This is a genomic window from Acinetobacter sp. ACNIH3 (assembly GCF_002918965.1).
In the GTDB taxonomy this organism is placed as follows: domain Bacteria; phylum Pseudomonadota; class Gammaproteobacteria; order Pseudomonadales; family Moraxellaceae; genus Acinetobacter; species Acinetobacter schindleri.
The window spans coordinates 1-16,491 of sequence record NZ_PQLP01000030.1 but is presented as its reverse complement, the minus strand read 5'-3'; the positions used below and the strand labels follow the sequence as shown (position 1 = coordinate 16,491).

Below are 16,491 nucleotides of genomic sequence, written 5' to 3'. Positions count from 1 at the left end.
TAATACTCCCCTACAGTATATTTAGTTTGGACAGAAATGCTATGTCTCATTTGCATCAAGACAAAAAAATTTTAAATCGGGTTAAGCGTATTCAAGGACAAATCAACGCCGTTGAGCAGAGTTTGGCCGACCCTAACAAATCATGCATAGAAGTACTGCAACAGGTCGCTGCAGTCCGTGGTGCTGTGAATGGATTAATGAATCAATTGATTGAAGCACATCTAAAAGAGCATGTAATCAAAGATAAAGATGCGATTAATAAAGAAGAGTTAAAAGAGTTTTTAGCATTACTCAGCCGCTATCAATAAAATGACATGATAAAAAATCTCTTTTCAATTTTTATAGACTTGATATGATGAGTACATCTTTATTGCTTAATAGTTTATATGCGACCCCGAATACGTAAGTTTTTAACTTCTCTTTATTCAACTCCAGATTCAAAAGCGCTCGAAATAAAGTTCAATTTAAGTCATCACTGTGACTTTGAACTTTTTAAAAGGTTTAAAAAAACCAACTGCCAAAGCATAAAAAATGCGATTCACAGTATCCTTTATGAGCGAGGCTATACAACTGCCGAAATCTCCGTATTAACAAACTAATTTTTAAAGTTAGCCTCATACTTTGTATGGGGCTTTTGCATTAATGATTACATTACTATTTTATTTCAACTCATAAAAAAGAGGTCTTTTGACCTCTTGTAGACTTTAATGACAGTGGTAATCACCTGTTTTGCTGTTAGTATGGCAACCTTGTTTATTTGTACCACCCGAATGCGCATTTGTATAAGTTACAAACATTCCCAGCACACAAACTAAAACTATTTTTTTCATTTTTGTATCTTCCCCGAGTTGAATAAAACTTTTAGATTATAGAATAACCAAGTTCCTTTTTTTATTAGAATATATTTCAAGCAACCTCTAAATAGATCATGTAAACAACGATATATCTTAAAAATTTAGCCGTGAAAACCAAAATTATAAATATAGTAAATTTTTCCTTTAAAACTCCACTGACTAACGTAATTGGATCACCAATCACAGGCACCCAACTGAGTAATAACATGGGTGAACCATACTTTGCATATAAGATTTGAGCCTTTAATAAATGCTTCTCTGATACTGGAAACCAACGCTTGTCTTTATAGACTTCTAGCTTGATACCCAACCACCAGTTCACACAAGAACCAAGTACATTCCCAACTGTTGCTACAAGTATGAGCAACAGCTCAGAATGCCGACCTAACAGAAAAAAGCCTGCTAACACTGTCTCAGATTGCAGGGGCAATAGTGTTGCTGCACCAAAGGCACTTAAAAATAATAAAACATAGGCCATCATTTATTTCGGCCATCTTTGATGGTTTTCATCTATCACATAGTCATGTGAATGCTTTCCATCATGGTTGTGACTGAGTAGATGTTCATGATCCACAGGTAAATCATCATGTGAATGTACGATTACGGATTCATCTTGTTTTGGCCAAATCATAAAGGCAATACTCATTGCTACTAGAGCAATGACCGCCATAGGCACAAATGTAAAGAGTGTTCCAAAATTGGTACTCAGCCAACCCACTAAAGGGTAAGCTATCAACCAGCATGCGTGTGAAAAAGCGAACTGCGCGGCAAATAATGAAGTTCTATTTTCAATAGATGCAGATTTACGAATTAACCGGCCTGTAGGTGTTTGAGATACTGAGTAACCTATTCCCAAGACAAACCATAAAACTAATAGTCCGTTGTATGAGTTAATAAAAAACCCACAGAATAAGCCAACGACTAGTACAGCTGTGCCGCTCAGCATCACAGCTCGATCGTTAAATTTATCCAGAACATTAGGCAATATAAATGCCGAGAGCATAGACCCTAAGCCAAACAAGCCAAAGGCCCAAGTGGTGGCATGTTCATTTAGCTTAAAGGTTGATTGAACGAGTACAACCGTATTTACAATCACTACAGCACTGGCTGACGCAATCGCAAGGTTTAACGCTAGGAGTGCCTTTAAACGCGGAGTATTAAAATAAATTTTTGTCCCCTGCTTTATTCTGTAATACACCCCTTTAAATACAGGTACTTTAGCAGCAGGCAATTTTGCACTGACAACAAAAAGTGCTGAACCAATAAAGCCAATGACTGTGCCTAAAAATAGATTGTGATAGCTTATAAATCCAAGTAAAAATCCTGCCAACATTGGGCTAATAATATTCTCTAAATCATAAGCCAAACGAGAAAGAGACAAGGCATTGGTATAATCTTTTTCTTCAGGCAATACATCAGGAATCATGGCCTGAAAAGTAGGTGTGAATGCAGCTGATGCAGATTGCAGAATAAAAATTAGAATATAGATTTGCCAAATTTGGGTCACAAAAGGCAGGCATAAAGCAGTTAAAGCACGGATGATATCCAACCCCACTAAAACTTTTTTACGTGGCAGCCTTTCTGCAAATGCTGAAGCAATAGGTGCTACCCCAATATAAGCAATCATCTTTATCGCCAATGCTATGCCTAAGACCTGAGCAGCCTCCCCTTTAGCAATATCATACGCCTGTAAAGCCAAAGCAATCGTAATCAGCCCAGTTCCAATAAGCGCAATGACTTGAGCTAAGAACAAATGCCTATACGTTGTATTTTTTAAAACTTCTAGCATTTTTGGGACCCCTTTTAGAACCTATTTTTTATTTCTAAAATCAATGCCAATTAAAATCTCCTTGGATTTTATTCCAAGGAGATTTTTTTAAAGCTTAAAAGACTTTCTTCATATCACTGAATTGGCCTTCAACTTCCAATGTCACTGAAACAGGACTTTCAGTTCTATTACGCCAGAACCAGCCGTGTTTACCATCAAAAGCTGCTGTTAATGTACCTGTTTGCTGAGTTTCATTACGTCCTTTGCCATAACCATGGTAAAAGCCCTTAGGAGCGCTCACTGGATCACCATGCGTGTCATAATTTAGACCACCGCCTGATGTTGTCCATTTAAAATTCACGCTAGCACTTTCCGGCATCGCCAACTTAATTTCAGTGGCTTGTCCGGGCTTCAACTCAACTGTCATCTGTTGCTTTTGAATTGCAGGCATTAGCATTTTTTCTGCTTCACCAATTGGCATAGATGATTGAATATTAGGGTCACTTGCAGCTTCACTCGATATCGTGTTTGAAACTGCCTCTCCCATACCATTTTCAGACTCTTGAGCCAAAGATTGCTTAATTTCACCCATCGTTGTTAAGCCTAGAACTTTACCAACCCCAGTAGGATCAATATTGTATTCAGCTGGCATAACAACTGTAACTAAGACAACTGCAGCACTCACTGCAGCGATAATGGTTGATTTAACAAGTTTCTTTGCAGAAGGTAATTCAACATCTTGTGGAATTTGAGCGTTGTACATATTTGAAAATCCTTATTGAGTAACGAAGCCAGTAAGCTGAAAGCCCACAAGTAAAAAGCCAAGGAACATTAAAAAAACGTTGCTTTGATAAGCTGTTTTGAAGAAATACGGCGTTTTTCGCCACATTGTCATCAACAGCAAAATCATCGCTAAAGCCATAAATTGACCAAGCTCTACCCCGACATTAAATGCAATGAGGTTTGCCAATAGACCATCTGCCGAAACTTCATACTCTTGAATTTTTACCGCTAAACCGAAGCCATGAATCAGACCAAAAATTAACGTCGCTGCTTTAGTGTTGGGCTGGAAACCAAACCAACGCTGATATGCACCTAAATTATCCAAAGCTTTATAAACAATAGAAAAACCAATAATTGCATCAATAATGTATGCATTCATGGAAATGTTGTAATACACCCCAATCAGCATTGTCACAGAGTGACCAATCGCAAAAAGGCTGACATATAAGCCAATATCTTTCATGCGATATAAGAAAAAGATAATCCCGACGAGGAACAGCAAATGGTCATAACCTGTAACCATGTGCTTTGCACCAAGGTAAATAAAGGGAATGATGTGTACCCCATAAATTTCTTGAATATAGCCTTTGTCACCTTCTGCCACGCCATGGGCAAAAAGTGCAGGACTCATCAAAACAGCACTTAAAGTAATCAATAACTTTAAAAATGCCTTGAGTCTCACCCATTGTGAAAAAATAAATTGCATGTAAATCAAACTCCAAAGTTAACTAAAAAGAAAAGTTTCTAGCGATGTTTTGGGAGGTTTGAAAATACGACTGATCATGAGATAGAGATAATTTTTCACTCTATCTAGGATCAAAATAAAGGCTAAAGTAAATAACAAAGTCATCGATTGACCAGACTGATATTCACCAAAATGCTCATGAAAATTATCATGATGAATATGGTTTTGCTTTTGATGCACATCATGAAAATGTACACTTTCAAACTCATAAACCGCATGTTCTTGGTATGCAGTCTCTGCATTGTGCGTATTAAAATGCAGGCATAGTGCAAGACTGATGATGCAGACGAACCACATCATCAAATTTCTAAACTTTTTATCTCTCACTATGCCTATCATTGTTTCACCTAGGCTTCTTGCTGCTCAGAAAAATCATCTGATTGCTTTTTACGTCCTTGGTTAAACCAAACGTATAGCGTAGGCAAAATAATCAACGTCAATAAGGTCGAAGATAAGATTCCGCCAATCACAACAGTCGCAATTGGTCGTTGCACTTCAGAGCCAATCCCAACATTCAATGCCATAGGGATGAAACCTAAAGATGCCACTAAAGCCGTAATTAATACTGGGCGAAGTCGTTCCAATGCACCGTGTCTAACAGCTTCGAGTAGTCCTTCACCTTGATCTCTCAATCTCTGGATTGCAGACACTAGAACTAAGCCATTCAGTACAGCTACACCCGACAGTGCAATAAAACCAACGGCTGCAGAGATAGAGAATGGGATATCACGTAAGGCTAAGGCAATCACACCGCCCGTTAAGGCAAATGGCACACCCGTAAAGACCAGCACGCTATTTCTGACATTTCCTAATGCCATATAGATCATGGCAAAAATTAAGATCAAAGCGAGAGGTACAACAATCATTAGACGATTTGAAGCTGATTCCATTTGTTCAAATGTACCGCCCCATGTCAGCCAATAGCCTTCAGGTAATTTAAAGTCAGCATTCAACTTAGTCTGTGCTTCTTCGATATAGCTACCAATATCTGTACCACGGACGTTCGCTGTAATCACAATTCGGCGTTTACCGTTTTCACGTGAAATTTGGTTTGGACCCTGAACATTTTTCAATTCGATCAGTTCAGATAAAAGTACGCTTGAACCATCAGGCAAATTCACTGGAACTTGATAAAGCTTTTCTAAATCCGTAACAGAGTTTTGGTCCATTCGAACCACAATATCGAACTTACGATCTCCCTCAAAAACCTTACCTGCTGTTTGCCCCGTAATCAGACTGGATACTTGCTTTTGTACATCTTCAGCATCAAGACCGTAGTTGGCGATCATGTCTTTTTTAAGTTCAACAGAGACCATTGGAAGCCCACTCATCTGTTCAACTTTTAAGTCGGCTGTTCCATTCACACCTTCTAAAATTTTCGCTGCAGCATTTGCAGATTCAAGCAACTGATCTAAATCATCACCATAAATCTTCACTGCAACATCTGTACGGACACCTGAAATCAGTTCGTTAAAACGCATTTGAATCGGCTGAGTGAACTCATAGTTGTTGCCATAAACGCCTTTTGCCACACGTTCAATATCGGCAACGATAGCTGATTTTTCCTTGTCAGGATTCGGCCATTCGCTACGTGGTTTCAATATCACAAAATTATCAGCGACGTTTGGTGGAACTGGGTCAGTCGCAATTTCAGCTGTCCCCACTTTGGCAAACATGGTTTTCACTTCAGGAATTTTGACGATTTCTTTTTCAAGCGCATACTGCATTTCAACAGCTTGAGTTAAAGAAGTTCCAGGAATTCGAAGTGCATGTAATGCCACATCACCTTCATCTAATGAGGGAATAAATTCGGAACCTAAACGAGTTGAAAGACTCGCACTGAATACAAAGAAAATTGCTACGAACGCGATCAGCTTATAACGATGACTCAAAGACCAATCTAAAATTGGGCTATAAACTTTCTTAATGAAATGAACAATCTTCGATTCCTCTTCCTTAATTTCGCCTGTCGTGACCAAAGCCACCATTGCAGGAACAAAAGTAATCGAAAGAACCATTGCAGCCACGAGAGCCATAACAACTGTAGCTGCCATCGGTGTAAACATCTTGCCTTCAACACCAGTAAGCGTCATGACAGGCAGATACACTAAGATAATGATCAATTGACCATAAAGAATCGCTTTTCGAGATTCTCTAGTTGCTTCAAATACGGTAATAAAACGTTCTTTACGCGTCAGAATCCGACCCAACTCTTTTTGCTTCATCGCTAATTTTGCAAGTGAAGCTTCAACAATAACGACAGCACCATCGACAATGATCCCGAAATCTAGCGCCCCTAAACTCATTAAGTTTGCACTTATTCGTTGATTCACCATGCCAGTAATGGTCATGAGCATAGATAAAGGAATCACCATCGCAGTGATGAGCGCTGCACGGAAATGTCCAAGGAATAAGAAGAGAACAACAATAACGAGGATTGCACCTTCAAGAAGGTTTTTCTTTACTGTGTCTATCGTTGCATCAACCAAAGTTGTACGGTTATAAACGGCTTTCGCCTCAACACCGTCTGGCAATGACTCTTGGACTTTTTGTAACTTTTGATCTACTGCGTGAGCAACATTTCGCGAGTTTTCACCAATCAGCATAAATGCAGTACCTAGGACAATTTCTTGCCCATCTTTAGTTGCTGCACCTGTACGTAGCTCGTGACCAATTGATATTTTTGCCACATCCTTCAATCGAAGAATGTAACCGCTACTTGCCGTAATCGGGATATTTTGAATTTGCTCAATTGAGTTAATTTGAGAATCCGAGCGAATCAAATACTGCTCACCATTCTTCTCAATATAACCAGACCCTTTGTTCATGCTATTTTTAGAAATAGCATCCAAGATATCCTGCTGATCTAAGCCAATGCTGCGTAAATATGCATAATCCGGCTGTACCACGAATTGTTTTAAATAACCGCCAATGGTATTGATTTCATTCACACCTTCAACATTTCGAAGCTGTGGTTTAATCACCCAATCTTGCAAGGTTCTTAATTCAGTCGGTGATAATGGGTTTGGATTATCTTTTGCGTTCTCAACGGTGTACATAAAGATTTCGCCAAGCCCTGTTGAAACAGGTCCCATTGAAGTCGATATGCCACCCGGAAGTGTTGATGTGACTCCTTGCAACTTTTCATTCACAAGTTGTCGAGCAAAATAGATATCCGTGCCTTCCTTGAAAATCGCCGTAACCTGAGATAAACCATATCTCGATACAGAACGTGTGTATTCCAGATTAGGAATACCAGCCAAAGCCGTTTCAATTGGATAGGTCACTTGTGACTCCATCTCCATTGGAGATAAGCCTTGCGCTTCACTATTGATTTGGACTTGTACATTGGTAATGTCAGGTACAGCATCAATCGGCAGTTTAAAATAGTTATAAACGCCAAATGCACCGATAAACAGAAAGACAATCAGTACAAGCCATCGATTCTTGATCGAGAGCTTAACAATTTGATCAAACATAGTCGCTACCCCTTAGTGATCATGAGTAGCGCCAGATTTACCCAGCTCTGCTTTTAATAAATAAGAATTACCTGCTGCATAAATCTGCCCTGCTTTTAGACCAGATTTAACTTCAACAAAACCATTAAACTTATCGCCTAACTCTAGAGGACGTGCTTCAAAGTCATTCCCGACACGAATAAACACCACATCCCAATCACGGAAGTTTTGCAAAGCATCTTCACGGACAACCATCGGTTTCATGCTCTGGTTTTCAAAGATTTGTGCAGTGATTAACTGTCCTGAACGCCATCTGAACTGGTTGGGAATTTCAATAAAAACTTGCGCAGTACGTGTTTTCGGATCAATCACATCACTAATGTATTTAATCTTACCCAGTGCTTCCTCCGTACTTTCCTGTACTTGAGGTTTAACGGTTACTTTTGCATTTGGATTAATTGCATTCAGCTTATCAGCCGGCACATTGACCACTGCAAGCAACTGTGAGGTATTGGCAATTTTAAAGAGTGGTGAAGCTGGTGTTACATTTGAACCAACCGCAGCAAGCACTTGTAAAACTGTGCCCGACATTGCTGCTCTTACCTCAATCGTTCCATTACCTGAACCACCGTAAGAGCTGATTAAGCTATTCAGCTCATTGGCCCTAGTCTGAGCATTTTCAAATTCACGTTTTGCATTGATATAGTCAATTTCAGGCGATACACGTTTTTGAAATAATGCGCGTTCCTGTTCCATTTTTTTGCGAGAAAACTGCAAATTATCCAAAGCAATAGATCGCTCAGCATTTAAACGGATCAGATCTTGGCTTTGAACAGTCGCTAACAGATCACCTTGGCTGACTTTATCACCAATCGTTCGATAAGTTTTGATTAGTGTTCCGCTTGCTTTAGGTGTAATAAAACTTTCAAAATTATCGGGAAATTTAAGCTCGCCTTTGAGCTCAAGCGCATTCTCAAAAGTCATAGGTTCAACTTTAAGAAGTTCTAAACCGCTGCTTTTGATACTGCTATCCAGCATCGTTACACGGCCTTCTTTGGTATCCCATTTCCAGCTGTGTTTCTTGCCTTGATAATCAACATTTATCACCATCAAGAACGAATGCGGTTCATAAACAATTTCATCGCCAATCAAGTAATCACTTTCAGGTTTGAAGCGAATGGTTTGCTCAGCATCTAAACGCTTAATAAAAATATTCGCGTTAATCTCACTCGGCTTTAAAGGCTGATCTTTGTAGTAGCCATAGACACGTAAATGCGGCTCTACACCTTCTTCAAAAATTTTTACCTCTGCCGAAAAGTCTCCATCACGATATAAGCGACCACCATGTGGACCTTTTTCATCACCTGCGACAGCAGCTTTTTCTTCGATAGCTTCACCATGTGCTGAAGACGTCTGTGATTTGTTTCCTGTTTTATACCAAGCCAGAGCACACAACATGACAAGTAAAGCTATAACGCCTGTAGCAATTACTGTATTCTTTGGTTTATTCATATTCTCTGCCCTTATTCTTGATCTAAATTCGTTACATAATTTCGTTCAACTTCTGCAATCTGATTTTGCAAAGCCAACCACAGATCAAATCGAGCGAGATGTTTGTCTAACCAAACTTGTTTAATGCTATTAAATTCCAATAATGAAATTTTTCCTGCCTGATAACCCATTTCTGCAATGCGTAAACTTTCTTTTGTTGCAGGTAAAACAGATTGGTCATATTGCTTGATTGCATCAATCAAACTGGATACCTCAATAGATTTGTTATCCAATTCAATCTTTGAATTTCGATTGATTAATTCTGAACGAGTTTCAGCATTGGTTTGCTGTGCTTGAGCGAGTGCAATATTTCCACTGTTGCGATTGAATATCGAAAGCGGAATAGAAGTGGAAACCAAAAAAACTTTGTCATCTGTTTCTTGATAATTACGTACACCAACGCCAAGCGTGATATCAGGAACCGCTTCTTTTCTTGCTAATTCAAATTGAGTTTTTGCCTGCTGCTTTTTTAGTAAAGCCTGCTTTTCAGATAAGCTAACCTTGTCAGTGAAGTTAATCGTTAAAGGAACATCTATAGCATTGGCTGGCAAATCAAAAGCAAATTTTGAACAGAGATTTTTCTGAAACTGAACCTTTTTCAGCTCATTTTGATAACGTAACTTGGACTCAGCAGATAAAGCTGAATTAAGCTGAACATCAGATGGAATCACACGTCCATACTTTAGCTTTTCATTTAGAACTGTTGCTTGTCTTGCACTCAGCTTGCTATCTGCAGCATAAATTTCTGCTCGCTGAGAAGCTGCATACCAATTAGACATACAGATTCGAAAATCAGCTTTTAACTCTGCTTGTCGTTGAGTAATCTCAAATTGGTTATTATTTCCTTGCAAACCTGCCAATTGCTTACGCAAAGCGAGTTTATTATTCAACGGAATTTCTTGGGACAAACCCATGAATGCAGTTGGGCCATCCAAATCTTTCAGCTTAGAATTACCCAAATTATCCAATTCGACATTGAAAGTTGGATTGTTCATCCGACCAGCATATTTTTGATTTACATCATAAGCTTGCTGAGATTGCTGCAAACTTTTTAGAACTGAATCATTTGCAATAGCTTGCTGCTGTAACTGTGCATAATTTGTTCCTGCTAATAACTGAGGAGCAATGATGACTAAGCCACAGGCGAAAATTACCTGACTTTTTTTAGACATGACTATACCTATACAAAAAATGAAAAATATTTTTGTATAGTTAAATCAATTCCTTAGAACAATGAGAGTTTTGGTAAATGCGTAGGTATTACAAAGAAAGGGAATCCTTTTCCTAAGCTTAAAAGAACGAATTGGGCGTTCAAATAAACCTAAAAATAAGAGGATTAAAGGTAAAGCAAAACTAAGGAAAAAGACTGGATCAATTGAGAAATGATCATCAGCTTGAATTGGTTTTACTGAATGATGAAATGCGGGTTCATCATAACTTGTCCAGTTATGATTTTTTTTATCTTGATCTGCTGTATTCAGAACTTCATCATGATGAACTAATGACCATTGGCTAGAATCTTCTGTTTCTACAGAAATACTCAGTTCATGATGATGACCTAGATTTTTTGCTATTACAGGCGCCCACGTATAAATCCCCGTCGTTGTTATAGCAAACAAAAACAGGACTGATACGAGAATAAGCTTAAAAAACTTATTAGCCAACATAGCAAGTCAGATCAAAATGAAACGTGAAAAGAATACTGAATAGCTTCTAGAAAGTAAATCCTATATGAAAATATATCTCAAATTTACAAGCTATCTCTTTATCAATGGATAGCTTATGGGTAATGAAGCTTTATTTAGTTATTTTCTGGAACTGTATTAAAAGGATTTAAGCTGTACCTAGTTTGAGTTAGTACAAAGTAAGCTTACTTATCTTAGAGGTGGTGGCAATTGAACTCATCCAAAATCTCCAATGAAATCTAGTCATTAAATGTGTGATTCATAGACATCATTTCAATATAATTGGTGTCTATGAACAGAGAAATTCAACAAAGACTCGTATGGGTTAAATTATTTGAAGAGACCAATGATGCTGGCCTAGTCTGTCGGAGATGTGGCATTTCTAGACCAACATTACGCAAGTGGTGGAAACGATATTCTGATCAAGGTATTGATGGATTAAGTAGTCAGAGTAAACGCCCATTAAAATCTCCAAATACTAAAATCAATACTGAGCTAGAGGCCTTAATATTGGAAATGCGCTCGGCTAGAAATCTGGGTGCTCGACGTTTGCAAACAGAATTGATGAGAAGGATAATCTGCGCAATCTAGAGCGTCAAGCAAGTGCAGGACACTCATATAAATTTTCAGCGCCGTACAGGTGCTCCATCAAACCATTTAAATTCTTTAGGGTAAATGCAGATTCTATTCGGAAGCCCAAACTGCCCTGTTTGATTCTCTGGCATGCTATTTAATGCACTCAGCGGACATTGGACGTCTTCTTGAATAATTCGATCAATCCGAAACATCTGTTCAGCATCAACCACACTATTTTGATCTGTCAGACTAAGGCAACTGCAGGTACCCATATAATTCGTGACCTGGGCCCAGCAACGCTCTATGACACTGCAATAAAATAATGGATCAGCATAGAGTGATCGGTTAAAGCTCAGATAAAAGTGGATCACATACCGCTGCTGAACATCATCCCGTACAATTTGATAAAAGCGGTAAATGGCTTGTGTTCTATACCAATACTCAGCTGCTAGACTTTTTTGGAAATTTGATAAAAATCGCTCTAACTGTCGCAAATCGATAATTTCATTTCCACCCTCATTTAGACTTAGTTCCAGCTTTAAATCCGCAGCATCAGGATAGATCTGGCTTGTATTACGGTAGGATTCTCTCAGCTTTTCAATCCGCTTCTCGTAGCGCTCATTCAGCTTATGCATTTCTTCAGTTAAGCTGGTGCTTTCAAACAGCACTCTCAGCCGCTTTACGATCTTATCGATATAAAAACCAGCGCTTCTTTGCGCCGTGACCTCAAAGAACCGAATCTGCTCTTCCTGTAATACACTGCAGTAAGCCTGAAAGAACTTGTCTGCCCAAAAGGAAAAAGACAAATGCTCATGAATGCCAACGGCCATCATTCTGCGCCATGCTGAAAAATAACCAGACAGTTTCCGCTTGAACTCCTGATCTATATTTTTTTGATGAGCATCGTAATCAGTACCTTCTGGAATTGGAGCAAAGCGAATCGTTTGGTAATGCTCTAAAACGTCTTGTTCTAATCGGGGTGCTGTAACAAACTCTAACTCTGAATGGCTCATGTGTTGTCCTATGAATGGATTGATTTCATAGAACTGGCATATTCATAATTTTTTAAACCAAATCTCCTCTTCCAGCTTTGCTAAAGCGGTCTGCGCATCCCATTCTTTGATTCTTCTATTTTCTTCTGTATCAGGTATTGGGCGACCATGATGCTGATAATCCCCCTTATAAAACGTTTTACGCCCTCGTGGTTTAACCAATAACGTCTGCTCGTATTTATCAGGGTCACTGAGATAAGCAACTGCACCCAAAGCATTGTTGCCTTGTTCGGGTGTCGTTCGACGAATATCTCCAATACCTAAACGACCTTGCTTCTCGTAGTTGTCTTTATTCGCTGTCGTGTTGATGTTCCGCCCAAAACCCTTATCGAATGTGATTTCCTTCCACTTATCGATCACTCCCTCAGCAATTTTATAATCACTCTGATGCTTCGATCTATTAATCACCAATGTTAAATGAGCATGAAAGCCTTTGGTTATACCCTGCTCCAGTGCGATCGCATAGGTCAAAAGTGCATCAAAATATCCATTTTTATCAGTGATCAAATCACGTAGTTTTCCGATATGCTGATAGAAGTCATTTACAGTAATTTCACTCATGCTGTCCTTGCTATAGCTCAAATCCACTCTGATCACTAGAACCGAATGATACCCCTTAATTGCGCCTTCGAACTCCTCAAGTAATGCCACTCGATTCAATTCTTTCCGTCTCACAAAGCTTTTGATCTCATCACGTATCAGCCCTCGATGCGCATGCAGGATTCGTCTTAATGCCTTAATTTCCCCTATTGAAAGCCCTGTCAGATATTCAGCAAAGCTAAGCATGCCACGTTGGCTATTGACGTATTCAGTAACTGCAATAAACGCCCTAAGCGATGCTGCATACTCAAGCCCTTCTTGTTTAAACGCTTCAAATGCGCAATACAAGCGTTCTAAGTTGAAAATGAATGCTTCGTCTGAAATATCAAAATTAAGACATACATCTACAAAGCGATGAATGGTATACATCACCCCTGCCTGATCATCTAAATCCAATGGGAACACGTTGAACTTCCTTAACTATGATTCACGTCATAGTTAAGCAATCGACTTATTTTTTTAAATAGTGTTTTTATCTAGAGTAAGAACAAGTCATCCACTATCCGCATATATCGAATAGTGCTCTCATTGTACATGGACTATTGGTCCCTATCATCATCCATATTGGGTATATATTCATATCTGCATGACATGTCTAACTGTTCTTGTTATCTGTATGAGTAACAGTGATTGTATTGATATATCTAGTATTTATAGTTCTATACGCTACAGTCATTAATCTATTATTAGTATTAATCTATATATTAATAATATATAAAACCGTCTTAGCGTAAAAGCAATAACCATAGCCTAGCTGACCAGCAGAATTTCCAGACCTTCGGCTAAGCTAGGCTTTTTATATATTTTAGCGTTACGATAGTTAGGTCAGAAAAATGGTTTTTTCAAAAAAAACTTAGCGCAAAAAACTATTCGAATAATGACAAACAGTGATGATGCAGCAGTCCGTAATCTTTAAGTTCTGCCAGTGTTGGTGAAATGTCTGTTATTTGCTGTGTAGGAAAATCAAAGCGAGTTCCATCCTGAAAGGGTTCTTGAAACGCCAATTCACTTAAGAAATACCTGTTAGTTTCCGCATGCTGATCAGGGACAAAGCAACAGCTGTATGTATTCTGTATAAATGACCGAGGTAAAATCCTAAAAGGCGTCACTATTTCAGTTGCATTTACCAACACCCTTTCCAAACTACTTTTAGTTGCACTGAGCTTTTGGTCAATATCAGAATGTTTCCGCATACATTGCTGAAAAAAATAAATTTGGTTATATGCAATTAGATCCATAAGGGCCATTAAAAACTGATGAATTCTGGACTGCTCAGCATTTAACTTGAAGGTGATCATTGATTCAATTTTATCAGACTCATTTTTTAGCGTCATATCCTCTTTGATTGTTTTGATTTGAGTCGCTTGCAATGAATACGGATAGAGAAAGTCTGTGCACCCTAAACGCTCAAAGCTTTCATCATCGATTACTACTGGGTTAGCTTCTTTCAGCATTTTAAAAAGCGATTTATTCTGACTGTATATCTGGCAGCACCACTGTTCAAGCAAGCTTTGAAAAAGACCTAAGCGGTTGTTCATCCCGCTGAGTTTAGTATGCTGGATAGATGCTAAATGACCCAAAACCGCCTCATCCTTCAAAATATTTTCATGCGGCTTTAAATAAAACGTCGCTGATAATGGGTTCTCTGGATGTAACCGCTTTAGCTCGACATAATGATCATATAACTTCATTATTTCCTGCTGTTGTAACAAAACATAATTTGCATAACCTACAGCATCACGAGACCGAAGAATAAACGGTTTCATCCAGCACAAAGGATCATGTAACAAATAATAGTTTTTGCAATTCAACACCTTCAAGCCAACACCTGAATCTTCACTTTTAGTGTTTGACAACAAGTCGCTCTTTGGATTCAGCATAGTAAAAATAGAGGCCACTTTCTGAACTTCAAAAACATGCGGCTGGGGGTACTTCAAAATATAAAATTTGCCGTAGATCGCAGCACCCCCCCAAAACCTATGCGAAAGGTTTAAAGCGTATATTGGAGACTCTGTTTGAATAAAACTATTTCGAATTGCGCCATCCGCTTGGCAGCGGATAAATCCGTTTTTTTTAAGCTGCTGTATAGCGCGATAAATAGATTGTTTGCTTAAACCCGTGGCTCGCTCAATTTCACCAATTCCACACCCTATAAAAATCCCAAACGAGTCTGCACCGTAAAGCAACCGTAATAAAACAAGATAACTTCGATAATCAAGATAGCAGTCGATCTCTATTTTTTTAGGTGAATTGCTAATACTTATGCCATCACTCTTTATAAATAAAGTCTGAATTAATTTTAATAAAGGGATCTGCCTAACCATACGCTTATTACTATTTTCTAACCATTCAATAGACGTGGCTGAATCAAGCCTTATATAAGTAAGATTAAGTTGTAAATGACGAACTCTAGACCTTTTTCCAGTTTCAGGAAAATCTATTTTTAATATTCCCTGTTGTTCCAACTCATTCAATACACCCCGTAATTTTTTAACCTGTATGCCGATCACTTTTGATAATTCACCGAGTGGCAATGATGTACTTCCGACTCCAAAATTTCTGATAAACGTGATTAATGCCCAAAAAGCATAGGCTGAAATTTGCCCCTCCACCCTTTGATAGAAAGCCATAAATAGCGCCAAAAAGCGCTGTTCAGAATCCTGAATACTCATGCTAAAAATTCCCACACACCAAGTTCTCCTTTGGGTATATGTATTTTACAGCAATAATGATAGGCATGAAATGATAATTGAAATTTGTTTTTTTAACAGTTAATGCATAATTAATATTTACTTAATATTTAATTACTGATATATAAATGTTAAGTAAATATTTATGAATTGTAAAATGGCACGACCACATTTAACCTTAGATAAATGGTTATCGACTGACACGGACTTAAAAAAAGATTTCTTGGATCAAGAGAGCTACATGAAGGAAAGTCTATTAACTGAGCTTGATGAACCTAGCCAAAAGATTGTTTACATATCTACAAATCACCCCCAACCTAGATCACATGAGAATTTAATATCAGATTCTCTACAAAACCCGGCTAGGACATCCCACACAAACGAAAGATTTACAAACCCCCTCATATGTGAGACAACAAATTTTATTATTAAAACTAATGATGAACATTTTTCAATTTTAAAAAAGAAATTCCTTTTATTTAAATACCACTCTGAGAAAAAGAAAGCCAACCGTATCACCAAACAAATAACAATGGACGAAAATATATTAAAACAACTTGAGAAAATTAAAAAAAATTGTAAATTTAAAAGTCTAGATAACTGGGCAGAGTAAAACTTGAAGTGCGACATAAACCACCTAATTAATTTAAAGGGTTTATGGAGTATATAAAATTGTCATACCATCATCTTAACTTTGAAGATCGTACTGCATTAATGCTTGAGTCAAGA

At 38.2% G+C, this 16,491-nt stretch carries 15 protein-coding genes and 1 pseudogene; 3 read left to right on the top strand and 13 right to left on the bottom strand.

Annotated features, from left to right (window positions below; genetic code table 11):
• Window positions 1–41: 41 nt before the first annotated feature.
• Entirely contained in the window at window positions 42–308 is a 267-nt protein-coding gene (locus C3420_RS11690; protein WP_004644596.1) for a metal/formaldehyde-sensitive transcriptional repressor, read from the top strand.
• A 396-nt stretch (window positions 309–704) separates the two neighbouring features.
• On the opposite strand, the gene C3420_RS11685 is transcribed toward C3420_RS11690, so the two are convergent.
• From C3420_RS11685 to C3420_RS11640, 10 genes are all read right to left on the bottom strand, one after another.
• On the bottom strand, window positions 705–797 hold the full coding sequence (locus C3420_RS11685) for a YHYH domain-containing protein (protein ID WP_228127123.1): 93 nt from the start codon (window positions 795–797) through the stop codon (window positions 705–707).
• A 109-nt stretch (window positions 798–906) separates the two neighbouring features.
• Window positions 907–1,335, bottom strand: coding sequence for a YqaA family protein (locus C3420_RS11680; protein WP_002123402.1), 429 nt, complete (start codon window positions 1,333–1,335; stop codon window positions 907–909).
• On the bottom strand, window positions 1,336–2,643 hold the full coding sequence (locus C3420_RS11675; RefSeq protein ID WP_004960825.1) for an MFS transporter: 1,308 nt from the start codon (window positions 2,641–2,643) through the stop codon (window positions 1,336–1,338).
• A gap of 94 nt (window positions 2,644–2,737) precedes the next feature.
• On the bottom strand, window positions 2,738–3,385 hold the full coding sequence (locus tag C3420_RS11670; RefSeq protein WP_002123386.1) for a hypothetical protein: 648 nt from the start codon (window positions 3,383–3,385) through the stop codon (window positions 2,738–2,740).
• A gap of 12 nt (window positions 3,386–3,397) precedes the next feature.
• Complete coding sequence (locus tag C3420_RS11665; RefSeq protein ID WP_004960828.1) at window positions 3,398–4,111, bottom strand: HupE/UreJ family protein; 714 nt, start codon at window positions 4,109–4,111, stop codon at window positions 3,398–3,400.
• Between the two features lie 18 nt (window positions 4,112–4,129).
• Window positions 4,130–4,489 carry a hypothetical protein gene (locus C3420_RS11660; RefSeq protein ID WP_002123399.1) on the bottom strand — a complete coding sequence of 120 codons (360 nt, stop codon included), beginning with the start codon at window positions 4,487–4,489 and terminating at the stop codon, window positions 4,130–4,132.
• A gap of 8 nt (window positions 4,490–4,497) precedes the next feature.
• Complete coding sequence (locus tag C3420_RS11655; protein ID WP_103800590.1) at window positions 4,498–7,629, bottom strand: efflux RND transporter permease subunit; 3,132 nt, start codon at window positions 7,627–7,629, stop codon at window positions 4,498–4,500.
• Between the two features lie 12 nt (window positions 7,630–7,641).
• On the bottom strand, window positions 7,642–9,120 hold the full coding sequence (locus tag C3420_RS11650; protein WP_042892150.1) for an efflux RND transporter periplasmic adaptor subunit: 1,479 nt from the start codon (window positions 9,118–9,120) through the stop codon (window positions 7,642–7,644).
• A gap of 11 nt (window positions 9,121–9,131) precedes the next feature.
• Window positions 9,132–10,331: a TolC family protein gene (locus C3420_RS11645; protein ID WP_004960838.1), complete on the bottom strand. Its 1,200-nt coding sequence runs from the start codon at window positions 10,329–10,331 to the stop codon at window positions 9,132–9,134.
• 45 nt (window positions 10,332–10,376) lie between these two features.
• Entirely contained in the window at window positions 10,377–10,826 is a 450-nt protein-coding gene (locus C3420_RS11640) for a hypothetical protein (protein WP_002124903.1), read from the bottom strand.
• Window positions 10,827–11,135: 309 nt separating this feature from the next.
• On the opposite strand from C3420_RS11640, the pseudogene C3420_RS11635 reads away from it, so the two are divergent.
• Window positions 11,136–11,414, top strand: a pseudogene (locus C3420_RS11635) (helix-turn-helix domain-containing protein); the annotation flags it as partial.
• Between the two features lie 56 nt (window positions 11,415–11,470).
• Here the strand turns inward: C3420_RS11635 and C3420_RS11630 are convergent.
• The 3 genes from C3420_RS11630 to C3420_RS11620 form a co-directional block, all read right to left on the bottom strand.
• Window positions 11,471–12,433 carry a hypothetical protein gene (locus C3420_RS11630; protein ID WP_103800591.1) on the bottom strand — a complete coding sequence of 321 codons (963 nt, stop codon included), beginning with the start codon at window positions 12,431–12,433 and terminating at the stop codon, window positions 11,471–11,473.
• 42 nt (window positions 12,434–12,475) lie between these two features.
• The gene (locus C3420_RS11625) at window positions 12,476–13,477 is read right to left on the bottom strand and encodes an inovirus-type Gp2 protein (protein ID WP_002124900.1); all 1,002 of its coding nucleotides are present in this window, start codon (window positions 13,475–13,477) and stop codon (window positions 12,476–12,478) included.
• Between the two features lie 461 nt (window positions 13,478–13,938).
• Window positions 13,939–15,744: a hypothetical protein gene (locus C3420_RS11620; protein ID WP_103800592.1), complete on the bottom strand. Its 1,806-nt coding sequence runs from the start codon at window positions 15,742–15,744 to the stop codon at window positions 13,939–13,941.
• 175 nt (window positions 15,745–15,919) lie between these two features.
• Here C3420_RS11620 and C3420_RS11615 point away from each other — a divergent pair, with 175 nt between their 5' ends.
• A complete protein-coding gene (locus C3420_RS11615; RefSeq protein WP_228152968.1) occupies window positions 15,920–16,375 on the top strand; it encodes a hypothetical protein in 456 nt (151 codons plus the stop codon).
• The last annotated feature ends 116 nt before the right edge of the window (window positions 16,376–16,491 follow it).

Bases quoted from the DNA above. Each gene is read 5' to 3' on its own strand.
- C3420_RS11690 (WP_004644596.1), top strand. From the start codon at position 42: ATGTCTCATTTGCATCAAGACAAAAAAATTTTAAATCGGGTTAAGCGT.
- C3420_RS11685 (WP_228127123.1), bottom strand. From the start codon at position 797: ATGTTTGTAACTTATACAAATGCGCATTCGGGTGGTACAAATAAACAA.
- C3420_RS11680 (WP_002123402.1), bottom strand. From the start codon at position 1,335: ATGATGGCCTATGTTTTATTATTTTTAAGTGCCTTTGGTGCAGCAACA.
- C3420_RS11675 (WP_004960825.1), bottom strand. From the start codon at position 2,643: ATGCTAGAAGTTTTAAAAAATACAACGTATAGGCATTTGTTCTTAGCT.
- C3420_RS11670 (WP_002123386.1), bottom strand. From the start codon at position 3,385: ATGTACAACGCTCAAATTCCACAAGATGTTGAATTACCTTCTGCAAAG.
- C3420_RS11665 (WP_004960828.1), bottom strand. From the start codon at position 4,111: ATGCAATTTATTTTTTCACAATGGGTGAGACTCAAGGCATTTTTAAAG.
- C3420_RS11660 (WP_002123399.1), bottom strand. From the start codon at position 4,489: ATGATAGGCATAGTGAGAGATAAAAAGTTTAGAAATTTGATGATGTGG.
- C3420_RS11655 (WP_103800590.1), bottom strand. From the start codon at position 7,629: ATGTTTGATCAAATTGTTAAGCTCTCGATCAAGAATCGATGGCTTGTA.
- C3420_RS11650 (WP_042892150.1), bottom strand. From the start codon at position 9,120: ATGAATAAACCAAAGAATACAGTAATTGCTACAGGCGTTATAGCTTTA.
- C3420_RS11645 (WP_004960838.1), bottom strand. From the start codon at position 10,331: ATGTCTAAAAAAAGTCAGGTAATTTTCGCCTGTGGCTTAGTCATCATT.
- C3420_RS11640 (WP_002124903.1), bottom strand. From the start codon at position 10,826: ATGTTGGCTAATAAGTTTTTTAAGCTTATTCTCGTATCAGTCCTGTTT.
- C3420_RS11630 (WP_103800591.1), bottom strand. From the start codon at position 12,433: ATGAGCCATTCAGAGTTAGAGTTTGTTACAGCACCCCGATTAGAACAA.
- C3420_RS11620 (WP_103800592.1), bottom strand. From the start codon at position 15,744: ATGAGTATTCAGGATTCTGAACAGCGCTTTTTGGCGCTATTTATGGCT.
- C3420_RS11615 (WP_228152968.1), top strand. From the start codon at position 15,920: ATGGCACGACCACATTTAACCTTAGATAAATGGTTATCGACTGACACG.